This window comes from Hydrogenophilus thiooxidans, assembly GCF_019049855.1.
Classification (GTDB): Bacteria; Pseudomonadota; Gammaproteobacteria; order Burkholderiales; family Rhodocyclaceae; genus Hydrogenophilus; species Hydrogenophilus thiooxidans.
This window is the reverse complement of the sequence record NZ_JAHLSY010000027.1, coordinates 1-22,382: the sequence shown is the minus strand read 5'-3', so window position 1 is coordinate 22,382 and position 22,382 is coordinate 1. Positions and strand designations below refer to the sequence as shown.

26 protein-coding genes are annotated in these 22,382 nt (G+C 64.0%); 15 read left to right on the top strand and 11 right to left on the bottom strand.

All coding sequences use genetic code 11. The annotated features are described in order from the left end of the window. Positions 1-39: 39 nt before the first annotated feature. Positions 40-219 (top strand): zinc ribbon domain-containing protein, encoded by a 180-nt coding sequence (locus KUL93_RS10140; RefSeq protein ID WP_249419423.1) that lies wholly within the window; start codon positions 40-42, stop codon positions 217-219. A 166-nt stretch (positions 220-385) separates the two neighbouring features. Here KUL93_RS10140 and KUL93_RS10135 read toward each other — a convergent pair whose 3' ends face one another. After that, positions 386-1,585 carry an HD domain-containing protein gene (locus KUL93_RS10135; protein WP_217126933.1) on the bottom strand — a complete coding sequence of 400 codons (1,200 nt, stop codon included), beginning with the start codon at positions 1,583-1,585 and terminating at the stop codon, positions 386-388. Beyond that, positions 1,582-1,992 carry a hypothetical protein gene (locus KUL93_RS10130; RefSeq protein WP_217126932.1) on the bottom strand — a complete coding sequence of 137 codons (411 nt, stop codon included), beginning with the start codon at positions 1,990-1,992 and terminating at the stop codon, positions 1,582-1,584. Before KUL93_RS10130 ends, KUL93_RS10135 begins: the two co-directional genes overlap by 4 nt. Before the next feature lie 47 nt (positions 1,993-2,039). Here KUL93_RS10130 and KUL93_RS10125 point away from each other — a divergent pair, with 47 nt between their 5' ends. The 9 genes from KUL93_RS10125 to motD all read left to right on the top strand — a co-directional run bounded on the left by KUL93_RS10125 (position 2,040) and on the right by motD (position 11,458). Then, a complete protein-coding gene (locus KUL93_RS10125) occupies positions 2,040-2,624 on the top strand; it encodes a pseudouridine synthase (RefSeq protein ID WP_217126931.1) in 585 nt (194 codons plus the stop codon). A gap of 220 nt (positions 2,625-2,844) precedes the next feature. Next, on the top strand, positions 2,845-3,327 hold the full coding sequence (locus tag KUL93_RS10120; protein WP_217126930.1) for a DUF192 domain-containing protein: 483 nt from the start codon (positions 2,845-2,847) through the stop codon (positions 3,325-3,327). Positions 3,328-3,410: 83 nt separating this feature from the next. Continuing rightward, complete coding sequence (gene flhB / locus KUL93_RS10115; protein ID WP_249419422.1) at positions 3,411-4,580, top strand: flagellar biosynthesis protein FlhB; 1,170 nt, start codon at positions 3,411-3,413, stop codon at positions 4,578-4,580. 12 nt (positions 4,581-4,592) lie between these two features. Then, complete coding sequence (flhA, locus tag KUL93_RS10110) at positions 4,593-6,683, top strand: flagellar biosynthesis protein FlhA (protein ID WP_283249631.1); 2,091 nt, start codon at positions 4,593-4,595, stop codon at positions 6,681-6,683. 104 nt (positions 6,684-6,787) lie between these two features. Further along, complete coding sequence (gene flhF, locus KUL93_RS10105; RefSeq protein WP_217126927.1) at positions 6,788-8,143, top strand: flagellar biosynthesis GTPase FlhF; 1,356 nt, start codon at positions 6,788-6,790, stop codon at positions 8,141-8,143. Between the two features lie 12 nt (positions 8,144-8,155). Continuing rightward, the gene (locus tag KUL93_RS10100; RefSeq protein ID WP_217126926.1) at positions 8,156-8,860 is read left to right on the top strand and encodes a hypothetical protein; all 705 of its coding nucleotides are present in this window, start codon (positions 8,156-8,158) and stop codon (positions 8,858-8,860) included. A 131-nt stretch (positions 8,861-8,991) separates the two neighbouring features. Further along, positions 8,992-9,786, top strand: a complete 795-nt coding sequence (locus KUL93_RS10095; RefSeq protein WP_217126925.1) for an RNA polymerase sigma factor FliA — start codon at positions 8,992-8,994, stop codon at positions 9,784-9,786. Then, positions 9,783-10,568, top strand: a complete 786-nt coding sequence (locus KUL93_RS10090) for a flagellar motor protein (RefSeq protein ID WP_217126924.1) — start codon at positions 9,783-9,785, stop codon at positions 10,566-10,568. Before KUL93_RS10095 ends, KUL93_RS10090 begins: the two co-directional genes overlap by 4 nt. Before the next feature lie 11 nt (positions 10,569-10,579). Continuing rightward, positions 10,580-11,458, top strand: coding sequence for a flagellar motor protein MotD (gene motD, locus KUL93_RS10085; protein ID WP_217126923.1), 879 nt, complete (start codon positions 10,580-10,582; stop codon positions 11,456-11,458). Here the strand turns inward: motD and KUL93_RS10080 are convergent. From KUL93_RS10080 to aat, 3 genes are read right to left on the bottom strand one after another with little or no spacing between them, the layout of a single operon-like run. After that, positions 11,394-12,446 (bottom strand): quinone-dependent dihydroorotate dehydrogenase, encoded by a 1,053-nt coding sequence (locus KUL93_RS10080; RefSeq protein ID WP_249419420.1) that lies wholly within the window; start codon positions 12,444-12,446, stop codon positions 11,394-11,396. The two genes, motD and KUL93_RS10080, sit on opposite strands and share 65 nt — an antisense overlap. Before the next feature lie 33 nt (positions 12,447-12,479). Then, on the bottom strand, positions 12,480-13,247 hold the full coding sequence (locus KUL93_RS10075; RefSeq protein ID WP_217126922.1) for an arginyltransferase: 768 nt from the start codon (positions 13,245-13,247) through the stop codon (positions 12,480-12,482). Next, positions 13,244-14,068, bottom strand: a complete 825-nt coding sequence (aat, locus tag KUL93_RS10070; RefSeq protein ID WP_217126921.1) for a leucyl/phenylalanyl-tRNA--protein transferase — start codon at positions 14,066-14,068, stop codon at positions 13,244-13,246. Before aat ends, KUL93_RS10075 begins: the two co-directional genes overlap by 4 nt. 46 nt (positions 14,069-14,114) lie before the next feature. Between aat and KUL93_RS10065 the strand changes: the two genes are divergently transcribed. After that, positions 14,115-14,597, top strand: coding sequence for a CreA family protein (locus tag KUL93_RS10065; protein WP_217126920.1), 483 nt, complete (start codon positions 14,115-14,117; stop codon positions 14,595-14,597). Between the two features lie 17 nt (positions 14,598-14,614). Here KUL93_RS10065 and KUL93_RS10060 read toward each other — a convergent pair whose 3' ends face one another. Genes KUL93_RS10060 through KUL93_RS10040 form a run of 5 tightly spaced genes read right to left on the bottom strand, consistent with a single transcriptional unit; the run spans position 14,615 to position 18,764 of the window. Beyond that, complete coding sequence (locus tag KUL93_RS10060; protein WP_217126919.1) at positions 14,615-14,866, bottom strand: YfhL family 4Fe-4S dicluster ferredoxin; 252 nt, start codon at positions 14,864-14,866, stop codon at positions 14,615-14,617. A gap of 29 nt (positions 14,867-14,895) precedes the next feature. Continuing rightward, positions 14,896-15,381, bottom strand: a complete 486-nt coding sequence (gene coaD / locus KUL93_RS10055) for a pantetheine-phosphate adenylyltransferase (RefSeq protein ID WP_217126935.1) — start codon at positions 15,379-15,381, stop codon at positions 14,896-14,898. After that, positions 15,371-15,931, bottom strand: coding sequence for a 16S rRNA (guanine(966)-N(2))-methyltransferase RsmD (gene rsmD, locus KUL93_RS10050; protein ID WP_217126918.1), 561 nt, complete (start codon positions 15,929-15,931; stop codon positions 15,371-15,373). The genes coaD and rsmD overlap by 11 nt, the downstream gene beginning before the upstream one ends. Positions 15,932-15,951: 20 nt before the next feature. After that, positions 15,952-17,370 (bottom strand): M16 family metallopeptidase, encoded by a 1,419-nt coding sequence (locus KUL93_RS10045; RefSeq protein WP_217126917.1) that lies wholly within the window; start codon positions 17,368-17,370, stop codon positions 15,952-15,954. Then, a complete protein-coding gene (locus KUL93_RS10040; RefSeq protein WP_217126916.1) occupies positions 17,367-18,764 on the bottom strand; it encodes a M16 family metallopeptidase in 1,398 nt (465 codons plus the stop codon). Before KUL93_RS10040 ends, KUL93_RS10045 begins: the two co-directional genes overlap by 4 nt. A gap of 96 nt (positions 18,765-18,860) precedes the next feature. Between KUL93_RS10040 and ftsY the strand changes: the two genes are divergently transcribed. Genes ftsY through crcB form a run of 4 tightly spaced genes read left to right on the top strand, consistent with a single transcriptional unit; the run spans position 18,861 to position 21,911 of the window. Further along, a complete protein-coding gene (gene ftsY, locus KUL93_RS10035) occupies positions 18,861-19,916 on the top strand; it encodes a signal recognition particle-docking protein FtsY (protein ID WP_217126915.1) in 1,056 nt (351 codons plus the stop codon). A 13-nt stretch (positions 19,917-19,929) separates the two neighbouring features. After that, positions 19,930-20,598, top strand: a complete 669-nt coding sequence (locus KUL93_RS10030) for a cell division ATP-binding protein FtsE (RefSeq protein WP_217126914.1) — start codon at positions 19,930-19,932, stop codon at positions 20,596-20,598. Further along, positions 20,595-21,491, top strand: a complete 897-nt coding sequence (locus KUL93_RS10025) for a cell division FtsX domain-containing protein (RefSeq protein WP_217126913.1) — start codon at positions 20,595-20,597, stop codon at positions 21,489-21,491. Before KUL93_RS10030 ends, KUL93_RS10025 begins: the two co-directional genes overlap by 4 nt. 27 nt (positions 21,492-21,518) lie before the next feature. After that, positions 21,519-21,911, top strand: a complete 393-nt coding sequence (gene crcB / locus KUL93_RS10020) for a fluoride efflux transporter CrcB (RefSeq protein ID WP_217126912.1) — start codon at positions 21,519-21,521, stop codon at positions 21,909-21,911. Here crcB and KUL93_RS10015 read toward each other — a convergent pair. After that, a complete protein-coding gene (locus KUL93_RS10015) occupies positions 21,812-22,297 on the bottom strand; it encodes a M48 family metallopeptidase (RefSeq protein WP_217126911.1) in 486 nt (161 codons plus the stop codon). The genes crcB and KUL93_RS10015 overlap by 100 nt on opposite strands. Positions 22,298-22,382: the final 85 nt, after the last annotated feature.

Here is a 22,382-nt window from a genome sequence, read left to right as displayed (position 1 = left end):
AGCAAGACGTGTTCGGCTTGCGGTCATCTGCAAGACTCTTTGCCGTTATCGGTTCGCGCATGGGTCTGCCCAGAATGCGGCGCGATGCACGACCGCGACGTAAATGCCGCCAGAAATCTGCTTGGGTTGGCCACCCGAAACGGCCCTACGGCGAGTTCCGCCGGATGTCAAGCCTCGCGGAGAGGAAGGCTTCTTCCCGCGCCCGCAAGAGCGCGGTGAAACCAGCCTCGATGAAGCAGGAAGTCAGCTTCGTTCTTGTTTGAGCAAGAATGAGTAAGTCTGACGGAACGGGGCAGTTTCTTAGCGATTTCGGCAATCTGTTCCGTGACGGCTGTCATGGTCATTCCCCCAATTCGATGATCTTCAACGATTCGATTCCTCTTTACTACCCCTCAAACCGCAGCGCAGCGAACAGCGCACCGAGGTCGAGCGCGCCCAGCCGTTTGCCGTGGTACTTTTCGGGCAGGCGGCGGTTTGCTTCCACCAGCGCCGGTGCCCGAACGCCATGTGCGAGCGATTGCGCCGCCTCGGTGAGTGCCGCGAGTTCGTCCATCGCTTTGATGAGCGGCCCGTCGATCGGGTCGCAGGCATCGCGGTCGTACGCCTCTGGGACCGTTTCGTCCGCAAGGATTCGCCAGTTGCCGTGTTCAAAAACCCGGCAGGCGAACTCCGTTTCCGTATAAGCGCGCAGTTGCCCGTGCCAATTTTCGGGGAGAAGCGGCAAAAGCACCTCAGCCATCAACCGCCGCTCTTCCGCTTTGAGGAGTGCTTCCACGCCAGGCGCTTCGCGTTTGATCGGTGAGATGACGTCGCGGGTCAGCACTTCGGGTAGATCGTGAAAAAGCGCCCCATAAAAGGCGTTCGTGCGGCGCCGCGCGCTCTTTGCCCCGAGCTCCCACGCGCCACAGTAGCTCAAAATTGCGACGAAGAGTAGGTGCCCAAGCACCGAGGTTTTGGGTAACCGAGGCGTCTGCGCCCAGCGCTGTTGGAAACGCAACTGCCCCACGAGATCGACGAAACCGAAGAGGCGTTTCCCGAGCGCGATTTTTTGCACGCCGATGAGGTCGTAGTGCGCTTCGATCTCCCCTTCGATCGCGGCGCGTGTGGCGTCGATGCCGTAGAGAAACGGGGCGGTATGGTAGATGAGGCGAAACTCCCATTGCGTGGCCAAATAGTGTGCCGCTTTGAGGATACGGCGCTCAAGGCCATGTGTCGGCGCTGTGAGGTGGGTGCGCATCGCCGCAAAGAGCGCACCGTTTGCGATCGGGGAAACGGCGGGCGCCAGCCGTTCGAGCGCCCACTCGGTCAATGCTTGCCCCTTTTCTGCCATCAAGCGGTGGAAGATCGGCGGCTTCAAGTCGGTGAGGACGATGCGGTGGAGGCACTCGGCGATCGTGCCGCAGATGAGCGCTTCCCAATCGACGGTTTTGCCTGCGTCGCTTTCGGCGCGCGCCAGGACCCACGCGATGATCGCTTTGTGCGCTTGCTTGTCGAGCTCCGTGAAAGGCATCGGGCGCGGATGGTCGTTCCAGCGCTCGATGCTCGCTGCGGAAAAAAGAAGCGTGACGAACTCGGCCGGGATCATCGTCCGTTGCGCGATTTGTGCGGGCTCGCGTCCCGTTTCAACGCTTCGCGCGCTCGAAGGTCGGCTAGGTCGTCTTCGCGGCTTGAAGGCACCTCGATGCCATCGGCAACATAGCCGTGCCCTTTCATGATGATTACCACCAAGCAGCCGAACCCCACCGTGAAGACGATGGTGACGTGGAGCACCAGTGCCGCAAGCGTGAGGATATCCACGGTGTTGAGGTATTTTTCCGCGGCTGGTCCCAGGTCGGCGTACCACCACCGCGCGATGAGTGGTGGCAATGCACACGCCAGCAATCCCCCAGCAAACCAGCGCGGTAACCGTTTGAAGATCTTCCATTCCAAACCGGCGGGCGCTTTGCGGCTGCCGGGCAGGCGGCGAAGCCAGGGAGAGGTTGGGGGCGTCATCGCGTGGATTCCATCGTCGTTTCCTGTTATTCTACTGCGCGTCTTTCTTGGTTGCCAAAAAAATCGTGCCGATTTTGATCGCAGTCAACAAACCATACGGGGTGCTCAGCCAATTTTCTGGGGAACCGGCAGAAGCGACGTTGCGGGCGTACGTGCCCGTACCCAACGTCTATCCAGCCGGGCGGCTCGACAAAGCGAGCGAGGGACTTTTACTGCTCACCGATTACGGCCCGTGGCAGGCGCGGATCAGCGACCCCCGCTTCAAATGGCCGAAAACCTATTGGGTCCAGGTCGAAGGGGAGGTGAGTGACGCGGCGCTCGCGCAACTGCGTCACGGCGTTCGCCTCAAGGATGGGGTGACCCTGCCTGCGCAAGCGGAGCGAATCGCGCCGCCGGATCTGTGGCCGCGTGTGCCGCCGGTGCGGTTTCGTAAAAGCGTACCGACGAGCTGGATTGCACTGACGCTCCGCGAAGGGCGCAACCGACAGGTGCGGCGGATGACCGCAGCGGTGGGGTTTCCGACGCTCAGACTCGTGCGCGTCGCGATCGGCCCTTACGATCTGCGCAACTTGCGGCTTCAGCCGGGCGAATGGCGCATCGTGAAGCGAGGTGCGGTCGGCTCACGGTTGTGAGTCATTGCGGTGGCGCACCCGCCTGTTGCGGTGTGTTCCCGGCAAGGGGTTTGCCGCAGTGCGGACTCGTGCGTGTTTCTTTGCATTCGCTTTTGAGTACTTTCGAGGATGCGGCACCACCGAGCCCGAAGGCGGTTTCGGGGTGATGAAACGGTTGGGTTCATGCCGTGCAGTATAAACTTGGAATGAAACGGTGCGCAGGTTGGCGCGAGGAGGTGCAATGGTTTTCGGTTGGGGGTTTGCAGCGCGTGTACGCCGCGCGGGTTGGGTGCTTGGTCTCGCTGTGTTGGGTTGGTTGAGCGGTAGCAGCGGCACGGTGACCGCTGAGCCTTCGCTGCCCTTGGTGACGCTGCGCGCCGGGCTCTATCAGATCACCGCAGAACTAGCGGCAACGCAACGCGCGCGCGAGCAAGGGTTGATGTTTCGCACGGTATTGCCGCCCAATCACGGGATGCTCTTTCGCTTTCCGTTCCCCGACCGCCACTGCATGTGGATGAAAAACACCCCGTTGCCGCTCGCGGTGGCGTTTCTCGACGAGGAAGGGCGCATCGTCAATATCGCCGAGATGGCACCCCATACGCTCACACCCCACTGCGCCGCACAACCGGTCCGTTGGGCGCTCGAAATGGCCGGCGGCTGGTTTCGCGAACGGGGTATCGTTGTCGGTATGCGCCTCCACGGGCTCGACGCAATCGACAAATAGCCGCTTTTTTGCCCCGTTTTCTCCGTCTTGCGTTGCGCCTGCTGCCGCGATAATGGAACCTGTCGAAGCAGGTGAGCGGCGTGATGGCCGAAGAGAACGACCTCGAAAAGACTGAACAGCCGTCTGCGCGAAGGATCGAACAGGCGCGGGAAGAAGGGCAAATTCCCCAGTCGCGGGAATTGGCCTCTTTCTTGGTGCTCTTGGCGGGCGTTTCGGTACTGATGGTAACTGGCGGTTGGATGGGGGAGCGCATCGCCCGCTTAGTCCAAACCGTGTGGTCGTTCGGAACCGAACGTGCGTTCGAGGTAACCACCCTGCTGGCACTACTCCCCTATGTGGTCAAAGAGACGCTGCTGGCGCTGTCACCGCTCTTTGTCTTTCTCCTCGTGGCGGCTGTCGCGGGGCACGTCGCAGTCGGAGGGTTCCTTTTCGTTCCCAAGCTGCTTGCGCCGAAATGGAGCCGCTTGAATCCGATGCTGGGGATCAAACGGGTCTTTTCGCTCAACGGTTTGGTGGAACTCGCCAAAGCGGTGGCGAAGACGGCGCTGGTAGGGGTGGTTGCCTGGTGGACGCTCACCTCAGAAACCGAACGGGTGCTTGCGCTCATCCGCATGCCGCTCGAGCACGCGGCGGCGCAATTCATCGACGCGTTGGGGTGGGATACGCTCTGGCTGGTGGGCGCCATCGCGCTCATCGCCGCAGCTGATGTGCCCTATCAGCTCTGGAGTTACACCAAGAGTCTGCGGATGACCAAAGAGGAGCTCAAACAAGAGTATAAAGAGACGGAGGGCGATCCCCAACTCAAAGGACGAATCCGTGCAGTGCAACGTGAAATGGCGCGGCGGCGGATGATGGCCGAGGTGCCGAAAGCGACCGTCGTGGTGACCAACCCGACCCATTTCGCGGTGGCGTTGCGCTATGACCCGCAGAAGATGGCTGCGCCCGTGGTGGTCGCGAAAGGGCGTGGTGCGGTCGCGCTCAAAATCCGCGAACTGGCCGAAGCGAATGCGGTGCCGCGTGTCGAAGCGCCGGCGCTTGCCCGCTCGCTCTATGTTCATACCGAAGTCGGGGAAGCGATTCCCGCCGGGCTCTACGCGGCGGTGGCCGAAGTGTTGGCCTATGTCTATCAGCTTGACCAATGGATGGCGCGTGGCGGCCCGAAGCCGCAATTGCCGCCAGAGCTGGAGATTCCCGAACCGCTCTACGTTCCACCCCCTGAGGAAGCAACCGAAGCCTTTGTGAGGAGAAGCTAAGTGGCAAGCCCAATGAACCTTGCCGCGCTTGATTGGCGCCGCTTTCTGACGCCGACGAAACTCAAGCTCTTGGCAGCGCCCGCCTTCATTTTCCTCGTGCTCACCATGATGGTGCTGCCGCTGCCCCCCTTCTTCCTCGACGTGATGTTTACCTTCAACATCGCGATGAGTATCGTCGTCTTGCTGGTGGCGATGTACGTGCAGCGGCCGCTCGAATTTGCGGCATTCCCGGCGGTGCTGTTGGTGACGACGCTGCTACGCCTTTCGCTCAACGTCGCCTCGACCCGTGTGGTGCTTTTGCAAGGGCACACGGGGCCCGACGCCGCCGGTAAGGTGATCGAGTCGTTCGGGCAGTTTCTGGTGGGTGGGAACACCGCGATTGGCATCGTGGTCTTCGTGATTCTGGTGGTCATCAACTTTGCCGTGGTCACCAAAGGGGCAGGGCGGATCGCCGAAGTGAGCGCGCGGTTCACGCTCGATGCGATGCCCGGTAAGCAGATGGCGATCGACGCCGACCTCAACGCGGGGCTCATCGACGAAGCCGAAGCGCGCCGGCGTCGCCGTGAGATTCAGAAAGAGGCCGAATTCTATGGCGCGATGGACGGTGCGTCCAAGTTCGTACGAGGCGACGCGGTAGCGGGCATCCTCATTACGTTGATCAACATCCTGGGGGGACTCGCGGTGGGGACGATCGGCCACGGTATGGATTTCGGCCGCGCGATCGACACCTACGTGCTGCTGACGATCGGTGACGGGCTGGTGGCGCAGATTCCTTCGCTGATGATCTCGATCGCCGCTGGGATGGTGGTCTCACGCGTCGCAGAAGAGGAGAAAGAGGAAGACGTGGGTGGCCAGCTCTTGGGGCAGCTCTTCAGCAAACCGCCGGTCCTGATGATTGCGGCGGCGATCGTCGGGCTGCTGGGGGCGATCCCGGGGATGCCGAATCTGGTTTTTCTGCTCATCGCGGGCGGGCTCGGGTTCCTGGCGTGGAAGCGCTGGCAGCACGAAGTCGCGAAAGCCGCGGCAGCGGCGCGAACCGCGCCGCCTCCGCCCACCGAAGAGACGGTCGAGGCCACATGGAACGACGTGCAGCCCGTGGATGTGTTGGGGTTGGAGGTGGGGTATCGGCTGATCCCGCTCGTCGACCCGCAACAAGGGGGCGAACTGATCAAACGGATTCGCGGGCTGCGCAAGCGTTTTGCGCAAGAGGTGGGCTTTTTGCCCCCCACCGTTCACATTCGCGACAACCTGGAGCTCAAACCGAACGTCTACCGCGTGATCGTCAAAGGGGTCGAAATCGCGAGCGCCGAAGTCTTCCCAGGCCAATATCTCGCGATCAATCCGGGGCAGGTGACCGGTCCGCTTTCTGGGCGCGAAACGACCGATCCGGCGTTTGGCTTGCCGGCGATATGGATCGACGCCGCGCAACGCGAACGGGCGTACGCGCTGGGGTACACCGTAGTCGATGCCGCGACCGTGGTTGCCACCCACCTCAACCAGATTCTGGTCGACCACGCGGCAGAGTTGCTGGGGCGCGAAGAGGTGCAGGCGCTTCTCGATCGCTTCAAGCAAGAGGCGCCGAAACTGGTCGAAGACGTGGTGCCGACGCTCGTGACGGTGACGCTGCTGCACAAAGTGCTGCAGTTGCTGCTCGAAGAGGGGGTGGTGATCCGCGACCTGCGCACGATCCTGGAGACGCTCGCCGAACATGCGCCGAAGACGCAAGATCCGTACGAACTCACCAGCCGGGTGCGGGAGGCGCTCGGGCGCGCGATCGTGCAGTCGCTCGTGCCGGGGCAGCAGAAAGTGCCGGTGCTGGTGCTCGATCCGGGGCTCGAACGGGTGCTGTCGCAAGCGGTGAGCGGGGCGGCGCAAGGAGCGATCGAACCGGGGCTTGCCGATACGCTGCTGCGCCGGATTTCCGAAGCCGCGCAGCGGATGGAGCAGAGCGGCAAAGCGCCGATCCTCCTCGTCCCGCCACAATTGCGCTGGTTGCTTGCGCGCTTCCTGAAGCGATCGGTCCCGATGTTGCGGGTGTTGTCGCACGCCGAGATGCCCGACAACCGTGGGATCGAGATCGTCGAGATGATCGGGGCCGCATAGCGCCGAAATTGCGGCGGTTTTCCCCGCCTTCTCTTCACGTCGATTTCCTGGTTTCGCCGCGATAATGGCGGTAAGACCGCACGAAGTGAAGGAGTGCGACCACCATGAACGTGAAAAAGTTTCGAGCTGCCACCGCGCGCGAAGCCCTGAAACTGGTCAAAGCAGAACTGGGGGAGGACGCGATCGTACTCGCGAACCGCTCGGTGCCCGGTGGCGTCGAGATCATCGCGATGCCCGCAAGCGAAATCGCATCATCACCTCCCCCCGCGGCATCGGTCAAGCAAAGCAGTGCGCCGAAACCCAAAACGATCCGCCCGTTCGAACCGCCCCGCATCGTCACCGCAGACTACGCGGCGCGGCAAGAGGATGTTGCCGCTGCCGGCGAAGCGGCGCGGGTCAAAGCAGGGCTCGAAGCGTTGCAGAAGCGGCTCGGGCGCGACGCGGGACGGAGTGTCGCTGAGCCGGAACCACCGTCGGCGGCAGCGGTGTCCCCGACGGTGACGCAACAGATCGAGACGTTGCACGAACAGAATGCGCTGCTCGCGCGTGAATTGCAGCAGGTGCGCGCGCTCATCGAGCAGCAGCTGGCAGGGTTTGCGTGGAACGAAGCGATCCGCAAAGCGCCGGGGCGCGCGCGTGTGTTGGGTGAGATGCTCGACGCCGGTTTTTCCCCGGCGTTGGCGCGCGCGATCTGCGACAAGATCGAAGCGCACGCCGAGGCCGACGCGGCGCGGGAGGCCGCGAAAGCGCGGCTTGGCGCGCGTTTGGCGGTGGTCGGTGACGACGACGAATTGATCGCCAAAGGCGGGGTCTATGCGATCGTGGGGCCGACGGGGGTTGGCAAGACCACCACTACTGCGAAGATCGCCGCGCGCTGCGTGGTGCAGCTCGGTGCCGCGCGCGTGGCGATGATCACCACCGACGGTTTTCGGATCGGAGCGCAAGAGCAGTTGCGCATCTACGGACGCATTCTGGGGGTGCCGGTCTTCGCGGTGCGCGACGCGCAAGACCTGCGGTTGACCCTCCAAGAGTTGGCGACCAAACACATCGTCTTGATCGACACGGTGGGGCTGAGCCAGCGCGACAAAGCGGTCGCGCAACAGATCGCGATGCTTTCCGGGGGCGGTGTCGTCAAACGGTTGCTCTGTCTCAACGCAGCGAGCCGAGGCGATACGCTCGATGATGTAGTGCGCGCGTTCGGCGGGGAAGGGTTGGCGGGCGCGATCATCACCAAAACGGACGAAGCGGTTTCACTAGCCGCTGCGCTCGACGTGGTCGTGCGCCATCGCCTTCTGGTGCATTACGTGGCCAACGGCCAGCGGGTACCCGAAGATCTCCATCTGCCGAATCGCGCCTATCTGCTCGACCGCGCCTTTCGCGTGAATCGCGGCGAAGAGGCGCCGTGGCGGGTTGCGGCAGACGATGCGGCACTGTGGTTGGCGCACGCGGCCAGTGCATGACGGAGGTGCAGGATGTGGCGACATGACGATCAAGCAGCGACGCTACGGCGCTGGTTTCGCCGCGAACCCCCGGCGATGCATAGCCTCTATGCCGCGGGGCGCGACTGGGCCCGGATGACGGAACGGTTCATGGCGCGTCTGGTTGCGGTGGGAGGCCGGGCGCTGCTCGCAGATGAGGCTACCGGCTCGGTGACGCTACCCGAAGCGCGTGGCGCAGGGCGACCCGCGGACCTGTTGTTGGTGTTGCAGACGCAATCCCCACGGCAACGCTTCGATCTCACCTTGCGTCAAGGGTGGGGGTACCTCAACCTGAAAGCCGCGGCAGTGGCGCTTCCGCTTCTCGACAAAACCCAGCGCGAACGGCTCTTTGCCGCATTCGAGCACCACGCGCGGCGTTACGACGTGGTGGTTCTCTTTGGCGGTGGGGCAAGCGTTGCCGACGCGTCGTGGTGGCTGACCTCCACCCCGCGCCATTGGCTCTTGGCGGAAGTAAGTGGCAGCGGGTGGCGGGCGGCGCTCGAACGGGCGCGCGAACTCGTCCATCTGGGGGTCGATCGCATCACGCTCCTTGCCGACGGCGCCGATCTGCGCGAAGCGGCCCGGTTCCTTGCCCACCTGCAGCGCGCGATCGTGCGCCAAACCTCGTTACCCGTTTGGCAAGCCGCGCCATTAGCATTACTCGATACCCTCTGGCCGGCGGAGGGCGTAGCCGCGTGAGTGTGACCCTATCCCCGCCGCGTTGTGGTAAAAACAGCGCTAGCGGTTCTGCGCGCGCTCGGTGGCTGGCACAGCTCGACCGCGCATTTTTCGTCGGCTGTCGGGATGCGCCCGATCCAAAATGGTGGGGTATGGCGGGAAAAACCACACGTGACGTCAACCAACTGGTCCAACACTACGCCCCGATGGTCAAGCGGATGGCGATGCAGCTCGCTGCGCGACTGCCCGCCAACATCATGCTTGACGATCTCATCCAGTACGGCATGATGGGGCTACTGGAGGCGATCGAACGCTACGAAGTCCAGGACGACGCGCAGTTCGAAACCTACGCGGTGGCGCGGGTACGCGGTGCGATGCTCGACGCGCTGCGCGGCAACGACTGGGTGCCCCGCTCGGTGCGGCAGGCGATGCGCGAGGTCGAAGCGGCGATCGAGCGGCTCACCCACCAATTGGGACGGCAACCGTCGGACGCGGAAGTGGCCGATGCGCTCGGCTGGTCACTTGAAGACTATTTTGCGACCCTTTCCGCGGCGCAAGGCCATGCGGTTCTCTACTACGACGACCTGATCGATGACGATGGGGAACGCTCCGGTGCGGGCCACTTCCTCGAGCGCCACCTTGGCGACGATTCGGCCAATCCGGAAGCGCTCGCCGAACGGCGGGAATTGCAATCGCGGATCGCGCACGCGATCACGCAACTGCCAGAACGCGAACAGACGGTGCTCGCGCTCTACTACGAACACGAGCTCAACCTCAAAGAGATCGGCGCGGTGCTCGAGGTGAGCGAATCGCGCGTCTCGCAAATCCTCTCGTCGGCGATCGCACGCATCCGGGCGCAGCTTCTGGGACAATCGACCGCAGCCGGTAAGCGGCGCGGCCGGCCGCGTAAGCAAACCGCCAAGGACGAACCGGGAGCGAGCGGATGAAGGATTTCACCACGGTCGTTGGGTTGCTCCTTGGGCTGGTTGCGATCGTCGGCGGTTTCGTCGTCGAAGGGGGGCACCCCCTTTCACTCCTCCAGTTCGGTGCGTTTCTCATCGTCTTCGGCGGGACTTTTGCGGCACTTTTCGTCCAAACGCCGTGGCCGATTTTCGTCGATGCGCTTAAAATGTTGGGGTGGCTCTTTCGCACGCCGGTGAGCGACCCCGAGGAGTGGATCGCCAAAGCGGTGGAATGGGGGCGTACCGCGCGCCGTGAAGGGTTGTTGGCGCTGGAGATCAAAATCGCGAGCGAAACCGACCCGTTCGTGCGCAAAGGGTTGCAACTTCTGGTCGATGGTATCGAACCTGAACGGCTGCGCGAGGTGCTGACCACGGAACTCGAAGTGCTCGACGAGCAGTTCAAGGTGCGCGCCAAGGTGTGGGAGTCGGCTGGCGGTTACGCGCCGACCATCGGAATCATCGGCGCGGTGTTGGGGTTGATCCACGTGATGGAGAACCTCGCCGACCCCGGACAATTGGGCAGCGGCATCGCGGTGGCGTTCGTCGCCACCATCTACGGCGTCTATTCGGCGAACCTGCTCTATATCCCGATCTCGAAAAAACTCCTCACCTACGCGGCCGAACTGATCCTGACCCGCCAGATGCTGGTCGAAGGGTTCGTGGGCATCGCCAGCGGCGATAACCCGCGACTCGTCGAGGGAATGATGCGCAGTTTCCTGCCCGGGAGTGAGCCCGAAGCAGATTCGGGTAGTGGGGCGACTGGGTAGCGGGAATGGCGATGGCACGGGCGCGACGGAAAAAAGGGGAGGAGCACGAAAACCTCGAGCGCTGGCTCGTGAGTTACGCCGATTTCATCACGCTCCTCTTTGCCTTTTTCGTGGTGATGTACTCGATCTCGTCGGTCAACGAAGGGAAGTACCGGGTCCTCTCCGAGTCGATCTATGAAGCGTTTCGGGCGGGTGTTCTGGTGCCGAAACCCGGCGAGCGGCGGGAAGAGTCGGTGATTCCGGCAGTCGTTGCCGGATTGCCGCTCGCGGTGAAGCGGCGTGGCGGGAAAGAGGGCGACGAGGAAACGTCGCGCGAAGCTCGGGTCAAGGCGGCGCTGGAAGCGACGGCTCAGACCGCGAATGCGGTGCGTGCGGCACTGGCACCGATGATCGAAAACGGTGACGTGCGGGTGACCGAAGGGGCGTTTGGCGTGACGATCGACGTGGGGGCGGAGATCCTTTTCCCCAGCGGCTCAGCAAATCTTTCGCCCGTTGCCCTTTCGGCGTTGCGCCCCATCGCTCGGGTCCTTGCGCAAAGCGGCGATTTCCCGATCCAGGTCGAAGGGCACACGGACAACGTGCCGTTGCGGCCAGGGGCTGCGTTTCCGTCCAACTGGGAACTTTCCGCGGCGCGCGCGGCAGCGGTGGTCCGCGTTTTCGTCCAAGAGGGGGTCGAGCCAAGTCGCCTTGCGGCGGTGGGGTACGCCGATCAGCGCCCGATCGCTGACAACCTCACGCCGCAAGGGCGGGCGCGTAACCGGCGGGTGACGATCCGGCTCGAGACGATGGCAGGGCTTGAGCAAGCAGGGAGCGAAAGCGCTGCCGCTACGCCGCTACCCCCTTCGGGCGCGAGCATTCTGCCGCCGTCGCTGCGATCGTCTCCGCAATGAGCTTGGGGCCGCGGTAGATCAAGCCGGTGTAGAGCTGCACAAGCGTTGCACCCGCAGCAAGCTTGGCGCGCGCGTCGTCGCCGCACACAATCCCGCCTGCGGCGATGATGGGGATCTTTCCCTGGAGCGCTTCAGCAAGTGCGCGGACCACCGCGGTGCTGCGCGCAAAGAGGGGGCGTCCGGAAAGGCCGCCGGTTTCGTTGCCGTGCGGCAGGTGCGCCACTTCGTCGCGCGCGATCGTGGTGTTGGTGGCGATCACCCCGTCGATCTCGAAGCTGACCAGCGTTTCGGCGATCGCGGCAATCGCGCTTTCGTCGAGGTCTGGGGCGATCTTGACCACGAGCGGCGTGCGCTTTCCGCTTTGCGCTTCGAGACGAACCGTCTCCTCTTTGAGGCCGTCGAGGAGCGCTGCCAGCGCGTCGCGCTCTTGCAAGGCGCGCAACTGCTGCGTGTTGGGCGAGGAGATGTTGATCGTGACGTAATCGGCAACTGCCCAGACCGCCTGCAACCCCAGGCGGTAGTCGTCGAGCGCGGCTTCGATTGGGGTCGTTGCGTTCTTGCCAAGGTTGATCCCCAAAATCCCGCGAAAACGGCGGTGGCGCAGATGGGCAACGAGCGCATCGACGCCGTCGTTGTTGAACCCCATGCGGTTGATGAGCGCCTCTCTTTCGGGAATGCGAAAAAGCCGCGGTTTGGGGTTGCCTGGCTGCGGCCGCGGCGTGACGGTGCCCACTTCGATCGCCCCGAAACCGAGGTGCGCGAGCCCATCGACCGCAATCCCGTTTTTGTCCAAACCGGCCGCAAGGCCCACCCGATTGGGAAAACGAAGCCCCATCACGGTAACGGGCGCGGCTTCGGGCGGTGGGGGCGGCGCCACCCATTTGCCGTAACGAGACAATGCAGCCAACGTGCGCTCGTGCGCCTCTTCCGGGTCCAAGGCAAAGAGGAGCGGACGCACGAGCGCGTAAGGTATGGGAGGTAACGCCATCTCGTTTGGGCTAGGAGGAGAGACGCACCGATTCTAACGCGAAGGATGCGTAGCCGCCAACGGGGGTGTGACCGGGTGCCATTCGGCGTCGCGTCCGGGACAGAATCCTTCGAGCGGCTGAAAGCGCGCTTTGTAGGCCATGGTGCGCGATCCGGCGATCCAATACCCGAGGTAGACGTAGCGCAACCCGGCCCGTTTTGCCTGCGCGATCTGCCACAAAATCGCGTAGGTTCCATAGGAGGCGTGTGGCTCTTCGGGCTCGTACCAGGTGTAGACCGCCGACAGGGCGTCGGGCAGCACGTCGATGAGCGCGACCATTTTGAGCACGCCTTCTGCGGTGCGAAATTCGACTAAGCGCGTATCGAACGGACTCCACAACAGGTGCTCGATATAGGCCTGTTCGCTGCGTTCCGCTTCTGGCAATGCGTGGCGCAACGAGACGTAGCGCGCATAGAGCGCATAGTGGTCGCGGTGAAACGCAAGCGGGAGTTCGCGTGCGGTCAGTTGCTGCGAAAGCCGCTTTTCGGCGCGTCGCTGGCTGCGGTTGGGTTGAAAACGCGCCACCGGTACCCGCACCGAAATGCACGCGCGGCAATCGTCGCACGCCGGGGCGTAGAGGTGTTCGCCGCTGCGGCGAAAGCCGCGTTGCAGCAGCTCTTGATAGTCGAAAAGGGTCGGTTCGGCAAAAGGGAGCATCACCCGGGAGCGTGCCGTGCGGCCCGGCAGGTAGGGGCAGGGGTAGGGAGCCGAAGCGTACCAAGCCCAACGCTCTTGCGGCGTCAAAGGGCTGCGCTGGTTCATGCGAAGGCCTTGTGCAACGCGGGCGCGCGTGCTCGTGCAGCCGCAAGCCATGGCGTCAGTTGGGTCACCACTTCCCTCGTGGTGCGGGGGGCGCCGGCACTGCACGGCTCTTCGCGAGCGGCGTCACCGCTGCGGTTCTCGGCGTGCCCCCACCCTTGCGGTTTGGGAGCGGCGGAGATCGCGCGCGCGAGCACTCGTTCGAACGCGTCGCGCGGGAGGGTCACGCCCCCCATGAAGCGGAGGTGCGCCGTGCTCATCTGACAATCGATCAGGATGATCCCCCGTTCGAACGCCTCCAGGACCAAGCGCGCCAACGCCATTTTCGACGCATCCGCGACAAAGTGAAACATCGACTCGCCGAAAAAGATGTGGTCGAGACAGACCCCGTAGAGGCCGCCCACCAGACGTTCGTCGTGCCACACTTCGACGCTGTGCGCAAACCCCAGGCGGTGCAGCGTCGTGTACGCGTCGCGCATCGCTGGCGTGATCCAGGTGCCTTCGCGGCGCGTGGTGGCGCACGCCGCAACGACCGCCTCGAACGCGGTATCGACGCGGGTGACGAATGGCGCGTGCTTCATGCGCTGCTTGAGCGAACGGTGCAGACGGAACGCTTCCGGCAGCAACACCATGCGCGGTGAAGGCGACCACCACAGGATCGGCTCGCCTGCTTGGTACCAAGGGAAGATGCCGTTGCGGTATGCGGTCACGAGCCAGGCCGGGCTGAGGGCGCCGCCTGCCGCAAGAAGGCCGTTGGGTTCGGTAAGCGCCGACGCCGTGGGCGGAAAGTGGGGCGGCGCGGAGGGGTCGAGCCAGGGAATCATGGTACGATCGCTGCGCTTGGCGTCACACGGTTAGGGAGATTGTGCCATGAAGCGAAGCAGCCCCCAATCGGTTGGGTTCGCGCTCGGCCTCTTGCTCTCGGCGTCGGTTGCGTTCGGTGAGGAGATCGGAGAGGTGTCGACGGTGTGGAAACTGATCGGGCCAAACCACAAGATCGTGGTCGAAGCGTTTCCCGACCCGGACGTCGACGGCGTGGTCTGCTACGTTTCGCGCGCGAAAACGGGCGGGATCAAAGGGGCGCTGGGTGTAGCGGAAGATCCGTCGGATGCGTCGATCGCGTGCCGCCAGGTGGCGCCGCTGCGCTTCAAGCGTGCGCTGCCGCAGCAGGATTCGATCTTTTCCGAACGGGCGTCGTTGATCTTCAAGAAGGTGCAGGTGGTGCGGATGGTCGACCGCGCCCGCAACGTCCTGGTCTATTTGACCTATTCGGACCGCTTGATCGAAGGGAGCCCGAAAAACAGCATCACCGCGGTCGCGGTGGGAGATCAGAAGATCCCCCTTGCCGAGTGACTTTCCTGGACCCGCGATCAGCTTTTGCTGGTGAGCTTGAGGAACTTCTGCATCAACTGCTCTTTGGTTTCGCGGTGCTCCGGATCGACGATGATGCAGTCGACCGGGCACACCTGCTGACATTGCGGTTCGTCGTAGTGGCCCACGCATTCGGTGCATTTGTTCGGGTCGATTTCGTAGATCTCATCGCCCTGATAGATCGCGTTGTTGGGGCATTCCGGTTCGCAGACGTCGCAGTTGATGCACTCTTCGGTGATTTTGAGAGCCATGAGACAGTACTCCTAGGGTTGGGGAAAAGTTACAAACCGCGCTGTTGCAAGTAGTGAAGCGCTGCGGGGGTGACGAAACGGGAGACGTCGCCGCCAAGGCGCGCGATCTCTCGGACCATCGTGCCGGAGATGAACATGTATTCGTCGGCGGGGGTCAAGAAGACCGTCTCGATTTCCGGATAGAGCTTGCGGTTCATCCCGGCCATTTGAAATTCGTACTCGAAATCGGAAACCGCGCGTAAGCCCCGCAAGAGGATTCGCGCCCCGTTGGCGCGCAGAAAATCGACCAGCAGACCGTCGAACCCGACTACGGTGACATTGGTGAGGTCAGCAAGCGACTCGCGCGCGATCGCAACGCGCTCCTCTAGCGAAAAGAGCGGATTTTTCCCATGGCTGCGCGCCACCGCAACGATCAGTTCGGGAAAGAGCCGCGCGGCGCGGCGCACCAAGTCTTCGTGCCCTTTGGTCATCGGGTCGAAGGTGCCGGGATAGACAACTTTGCAGTTATTGGGCATCATCGAGTTCCGTTTGCGGCGTACGCTCCAGCAAATGGTAATGGACTTGACCGGCGGTGCCCCGCTTCACCACCTGCCATGCGCCCAACTGCTCGAGCGGTATTTCGGCTTCGGCGTAGATCGTGCCGGTTGCTTTGACCAGGCGGTCGAGGTGCGGGGTGAGCTTTTCGAGCCAGCCAGCGCGGTAGGGTGGGTCAAGAAAGAGCAGGTCGACCGGCTCCGTCCACGCCGCCGCGCATTGTAACGCATCGCGCACCAACACGGCTACCCTTTCTGGTGCAAGGGTTTGCGCCCAGCTACTCAGCGACGCGGCAAGCCGCCGGTTGCGTTCGACCAGGAGTACCCGTTGCGCGCCGCGCGACGCCGCTTCGAAACCGAGCGCGCCGCTGCCGGCAAAGAGGTCGAGACAAGTGAGCCCGTTGAGCCGCTGTCCCAACCAGTTGAAGAGGGTTTCGCGCACCCGGTCTGGGGTGGGGCGTAGCCCCGGTGCTTCGGGAAAGGTAAGGCGTCGCCCCCGCCATTCGCCACCGATGATGCGCACGTGGCCCATATTCGTTGCCTGCCGGACGTTCAATGCGCGGTGGCCGCCGCGCCGGCTGCGGGGTAAGCGTGCGACGCGGAACCTTGGGCGTTGGGTTGGTCGCCCGCACCGCCCACCCGTACCCAAACGAGAGCGTTGGCGTCGATGCGCCGGCGAAACGCGTCGCGGATCTGTTCGATCGTCACTGCGCGCACCGCTTCGGGGTAGCGTTCCAGCCAGTCGGGTGGCAGTCGGTAGTAGCCGACCACGGAGAGAAACGCGGCGAGCTTGCGGTTGGAGTCGATCCGCAACCCGAAGCCGTCGGCGAGCGCGCGCTTGGCCAACGCCAACTCTTCGGGCGTCGGTCCTTCTGCGAGAAAGCGCGTCAGCGTCGCGGCGACCACCTCGCGCGCCGCTTCGGCATGGCGACCACGGGTTTGCAGGCGGATGACGAACGGGCCAGGCTGTGCCAGGGGCTCGAGCGCGCTATAGACGCTGTAGGCGTAGCCCCGTTTCTCGCGTACCTCTTGCATCAACCGAGCGCTGAAGCTCCCCCCGCCCAGAATCCAGTTGCCGACAAGTAACGGAAAATAGTCAGGGTCGTCGCGCGACAGCACTGCCATACCAATCGCCCAATGGGTCTGTTCCGACGGATGGTCGCGCACGATCGTCTGCGGCGTTGTCGCAGGCGCGGGTACCGGGGGTAGCGCGGGCAACGCTTCACCGGGTGGCAGCGCCGCAACCAGCGTCTGGGCCAGCGCTGCGGCTTCGTCATGGGAGAGCGCGCCGACGATCGTCACCTGAGCGGTTGCGCGGGTGTAATGGCGCTTGAAGAACGCGACGACGTCGTCGCGCGTCAGGTGGCGCAACGACGCTTCCGTGGTCAATTGCCCGTACGGATGGTCGCGATAGATCGCCGCAGTGAATGCCCGTTCGGCGAGTATCTCCGGACGGGTGAGCGCATCGCGCAATCCTGCGATCATGCGCCCCTTTTCCCGCGCAAAGACCGCTTCCGGGAAGGTGGCGTTGCTGAGCACCTCCGCAACCAGCGCCGCCGCGGCGGTGCGTATCTCCGGTTTGGCGAGCGTCCGCCACGAAAGCGTTGCCCGGTCGGGGTCGACGCCGCCGGTAAGATCGGTGGCCAGATCGGCGAACGCTTCGCTGAGCGCCTGCTCGTCGCGTTGCGTCGTTCCTGCGGTGAGGAGCGTCCGCGTGAGTGCCGCTAGGCCAGCTTTGCCGGGCGGGTCGCGGCGGCTTCCTGCGTCAAACGAGACGATCACGTCGACGAGCGGAATCCCCGGGCTCATCACGAAGTCGACGGGAACCCCGTCGACCACGAAGCGGTCGCTCACCGCCGCCCGAACCGGCATTGTCAGGCCGAAACCGATGAGCAGAGCGAACGCCACCGTAGTCAGCCAGTGGTGCAGACGGCGTGCGAACGGGTGAGGATGAATCCGGGGGGCACTCATTGCGTCCGCTCCTCTTCAGATTCCTGAGTGGCGCGTTGCGGCAGGACGTCGACGCGCGTCATCGTCTTCGGGTCGAACCAACGTTGCGCCGCCTGCTGCACTTCGGCAGGGGTCACCGTTTGTAAGAGGCGTAAGAAGCGCACTTCGGCATCAAAAGGCAACCCCACCGCGCGCGCCATGCCGATGCGCATTGCTTGTCCCATCAGGGAGTCGCGCTGATAGACTTGCTGCGCCTCGTACTGACGCAGCACGCGTTCGAGTTCGGCGGGGGTGACCCCCTCGCGGGCAACGCGCTGAACCGCTTCGTGCAGGGCAGCGGCGAGCTGTTCGGGGGAGACCCCTGGGGCTGCTCGGGCGTCGAGCGCGAAAATGCCCGGGCCGCGGCCCATCACGTCGGCACTGGCAGAGACCGAAACGGCAATTTTCTGCGTTTTCACCAATGCCTGCGGCAGGCGCGCGCCATCGAAACCGTCGAGTACCGCGGCAAGCGCCACCAGCGCCGCAACGGCACGATCGTGGTCTGGGTCCTTGAGCGGGGGCACTTTCCAAGCAAGCGTCACGCTGGGTAGTTCCGTTTTGCCATAGACCACCGCGTGTCTCGGCCCGTGCTGTGGCGGTTCGTCGTAGCGGGTCCGTTCCTGCACGGCAGGGACCGGTTTCGCAGGGATCGGCCCGTAGATGCGTTTGGCTTCGGCAATGACCGAGTCCGGGTCGACGTCGCCCACCACCACCAAATGGGCGTTGTTGGGGGCGTACCAGCGGGCGTACCACGCTTTGACGTCGTCGAGCGTAAGCGCCGCAAGATCGGTGGGCCAGCCGATGATCGGATTGCGGTAGGGGTGGGCGAAGAAGAGCGTCGCCATGAGGGTTTCGTACCCCAGCGCCTCAGGGACGTCGTCGGTACGGAGCTTACGCTCTTCGATCACCACGTTGCGCTCTTTCGCAAACGCGTCGGGGTCGAACGTGAGGTTCACCATGCGGTCTGCCTCGAGCGCCATCACCGTGCGCAACCCCTGCGGAGGCACCTGCTGGAAGTAGGCAGTGTAATCGCGGCTCGTAAACGCGTTGTCCCGCCCACCCAGTTCGGCGACGCGGCGGTTGAACTCCCCCGCGGGTACCGTCTTCGTTCCTTTGAACATCATGTGTTCGAACAGATGGGCCACGCCGCTCTTGCCTACGGGCTCGTCGACGTTGCCAACGTCGTACCAGACCATATGCACGACCGACGGCGCGCGGTGGTCCGCAACCACCAGGACTTCCATCCCGTTGTCGAGCCGAGCAGCGACAACGTGCGGTGCCTCCATTGGGGGGACCTGCGGTTGCGTCTTGGCCTGCGCCGGGATGAAACCGCAAAGCCAGACGAAAAAGGCCGCGAGCGGTAGCCATCGCTTCATCAGCTGCTCCTTTCGTTATCGCGCGATATTAGCCGATTCCCAAGGGGATCGTTTAGAATCACACGATTCGACGGCAAAAGGGACAAAAGGTTCGCGATGTTCAGTTGGTTGCGCAAAAAAGGGGAGAAAGCGGGCGAAGCTGCGCCGGTAGCCCCAGGGACCGAAACCGCGGCCGAGCCAGCCCGTGCCCCACAGGAGGAACCGGCTCCGGCTGCTGACACAGGTCAAGGGGCGTCGCCCAAAGGTTCGTGGTTGCAACGCCTCAAAGCGGGCTTGTCGCGCACCCGCGGGCAGTTGGTTTCGCTCTTTACCGGACGCAAGATCGACGAAGCGCTCCTAGAAGAGCTTGAAACCATTCTACTAATGGCCGACTGCGGTGTTGAGGTGACCGAAACCCTGATGGCGCGAATCCGCGAGCGGATCAAGCGTGAGCGGCTGGAGGCGGCCGAATCGCTGCGTCAGGTGCTGGCCGACGAGCTCGAAACGCTTTTGGCGCCTTTGGAAGCGCCGCTTGCGGTCGACGTCGCGCACCCCTTCGTGATCATGGTAGCGGGCGTAAATGGCGCCGGCAAGACGACCTCGATTGGAAAACTCGCCCGTTGGTACCAAGCGCAAGGCAAGAAGGTGATGCTGGCTGCGGGCGACACGTTTCGTGCCGCGGCGCGCGAACAGTTGGTGATTTGGGGCGAACGTAACGGCGTGCCGGTGATCGCGCAAGAGAAGGGTGACCCCGCGGCGGTTGCGTTCGACGCGGTGCAGGCCGCGAAAGCGCGCGGCTATGACGTTCTCATCGTCGATACTGCGGGGCGCTTGCCCACTCAACTCCACCTCATGGAAGAGATCGCCAAGGTGCGACGGGTGATTCAAAAAGCGGAACCCACCGCGCCGCACGAAGTGCTGCTGGTGCTCGATGCCAATATCGGCCAAAACGCGATCGCGCAGGCCGAAGCGTTCGACAAAGCGATCGGGGTCACTGGCTTCATTCTCACCAAGCTCGACGGCACTGCAAAAGGGGGGGTGATCGCGGCGCTTGCGAAACGGCTGCCGAAACCGGTACGTTTCGTCGGTGTCGGGGAAGGGGTGGACGACCTTCGGCCGTTCGTTGCGCGCGACTTCGTCGCCGCGCTGGTGGGTTTGGAACGCACGCAATGATCGCGCGCTGCTTATGATTCGCGTGCAGGACCTCACCTACGCGCCGCAACCGGGCCTTGCGATCCTCGCGGGGGTGACGCTCACCATCGCGCGGGGCGAGTGGGTGTGGCTTCGTGGCGCGCGTCATGCGGGCAAGAGCGTACTGTTGCGCATCATCGCGGCGCTGCTGCGCCCCACTCAAGGGGAGGTGTGGTGGGACGACGTTTCGCTGCAACGTTTGCCGGCGCGCGCGCTACCCTATTGGCGGCGTCGGGTTGGAATGCTTTTCACCGAATGGCCGCTCATTGCGGATCAACCCGTGATCGAATCGGTGGCGTTGCCGCTCATCATTCAGGGGACGCCACGCCGCCGCGCGCACGCTCGGGTTCGGCAATGGTTCGACGAATTGGGGCTTGCCGAACAAGCCGAGTTGTTGCCGCACGAACTCTCCGGCTCGGAACGGCAACTCGCCCTGTGGGTTCGCGCCGTGCTCCATGCGCCAATCCTGTTGTTGCTCGATGAACCCACTGCGGGGGCGTGTGCGGAAACCGCGATGCGCTTGTGGCGCCTCATTGCCGCGGCGCACGCTGCCGGCGCAACCGTGCTGGTCGCCACGGGAGGCGACGTGCCGTTTCTCCACGAGCACCCCGTACGGCGGGTAACGCTCGTCCGCGGCCGCGTGGTGGAGGACGTGCACCCGTGACCCTCCGCCGCACGCGACGCATTTCCGGACTCCTTTGGCACGCGGCGACGCTGGGCGGCGTGGTCGCGTGGGGGGTGTGGTTCGGGGTGCTCGTTGCGACGTTCGCCTTTTGGCTCCAAGCGCAGCGCGACCCATTCACGGTAGGGGTCGTCTTTGCGCTCGACGCCGACGCCGCCGCACAAACTTTCGTGGTCACTGCCCCAGAAACCGGCCCGTGGCAGCGCGCGGAACGCCTTTCCGACGACGCGGTCCGCGCGCTGTTGCGCTTCGAGGAGTCGGAACCCACCGCGGCGCTGGTGTTGCCGCCTGTGGTGCGGCTCGTGCCTCGCGAATGGGAGGCCAACGCGCTTGCCGATGCCGTCGGGGCGCTTCGCGCACGCCCTGACGTCCGCCAGGTGGTCTATGACGCTTTGTGGTTGGCGCGTTGGCAGGCGTGGCAGACGTGGGGCACGCGTCTCGTGCAGGGGTTGGGGGCACTGGTAGCGCTGCTATGGTTTGCGGCGCTCTGCGCGCTGATCGCGCATGCTGCGCGCGCCACCGCAGAAGCGTGCGCATTGCGCTTTGCGCTGGGTGGGGGGCGTATCGCCACGCTCTTGCCCCTGTGGCAGCGGGTGTGGTTGGGAGCGCTGCTTGCTGCGGGCTTCGCCATACTGTTCGTGCTTGCCGCGTTCCAGTGGCTGAATCCGGCCTGGAGTGCCTGGCTCAGTGCGTACGGCTTCGACGGCGACCCGCTGCGTCTCCTCGCTCATCGGTTCGTGGGCGCGGTGCCAGCGGATTCGGGCGCGCTCGTTGTGGTGCTGAGCGGCGCGGCGGCGGTGCTGGCGGCGTTTCCGCCCGCGTTGGTGGTGTTGGCCTATCCGCTTCGAGCGCTTCTGCCGCGGTCGCTGCGCTGAGGAACGAAACGTGAGGGAAGGAAGCAGATGACCGAAACGTGGCGGACGGTGGCGGCTGTTTTCGTCGGCGCGGGCTTTGGCGCGGTGCTGCGCTGGTGGCTGGGGGTGAAGCTCAACGGGTTGTGGGCGACAGTCCCGCTCGGGACGCTTGCGGCCAATCTCCTGGGCGGCTACCTCGTTGGTCTTGCGCTCGGCTGGTTTGCTGCGTTGCCCAACCTGGCGCCAGCGTGGCGGCTCTTGATCGTCACCGGCTTTTGCGGTGGGCTTACCACCTTTTCCACCTTTTCCGCGGAGCTCGTCCATCTGTTGCAACACGAGCGCTACGGCTGGTTTGCGGTTTCCGTGCTGCTGCATCTGGGCGGTTCGGTGGCGATGACGTTCGCCGGCTTGGCGACGATGGGTTGGCTGCTCGATCGGTGAGGGTGCGCCCCGTCGCGCGGCGAGTGCCTCTTTTCGGCGAACGAACCGCGCTGGTTTTGACCATTGAGTTGTGCTTGGCGCGTGCGCCAATCGGGCAAAAACCGGTCCATCCACGCATGGAAGCGGGCATTGTGGTGGCGTTCCAGAAGATGGGTGAGTTCATGCACCACCACATATTCCAGGCACGCGGGGGGATGGGCGATCAACGCCGGGTTGAGCCAGATGCGGCGGGCACGGACGTTGCAGGTGCCCCAGCGCGTCTTCATCCGTTTGATCCCCCAGTCGGCCACGGTCACGCCCATACGAGGCGCCCATTGGGCGATGAGTGCCGCTACACGTGTTTTGAGTTCGGCGCGGAGCCACGCTTCCACCGTGTCAATGGCCACGAATTTTGACCCACTTTGGCCAGATAAAACTGACCCACCCCCCTAACTGGCTGAGGGTCGAACACCGGGAAAAATCCCCGCCCGG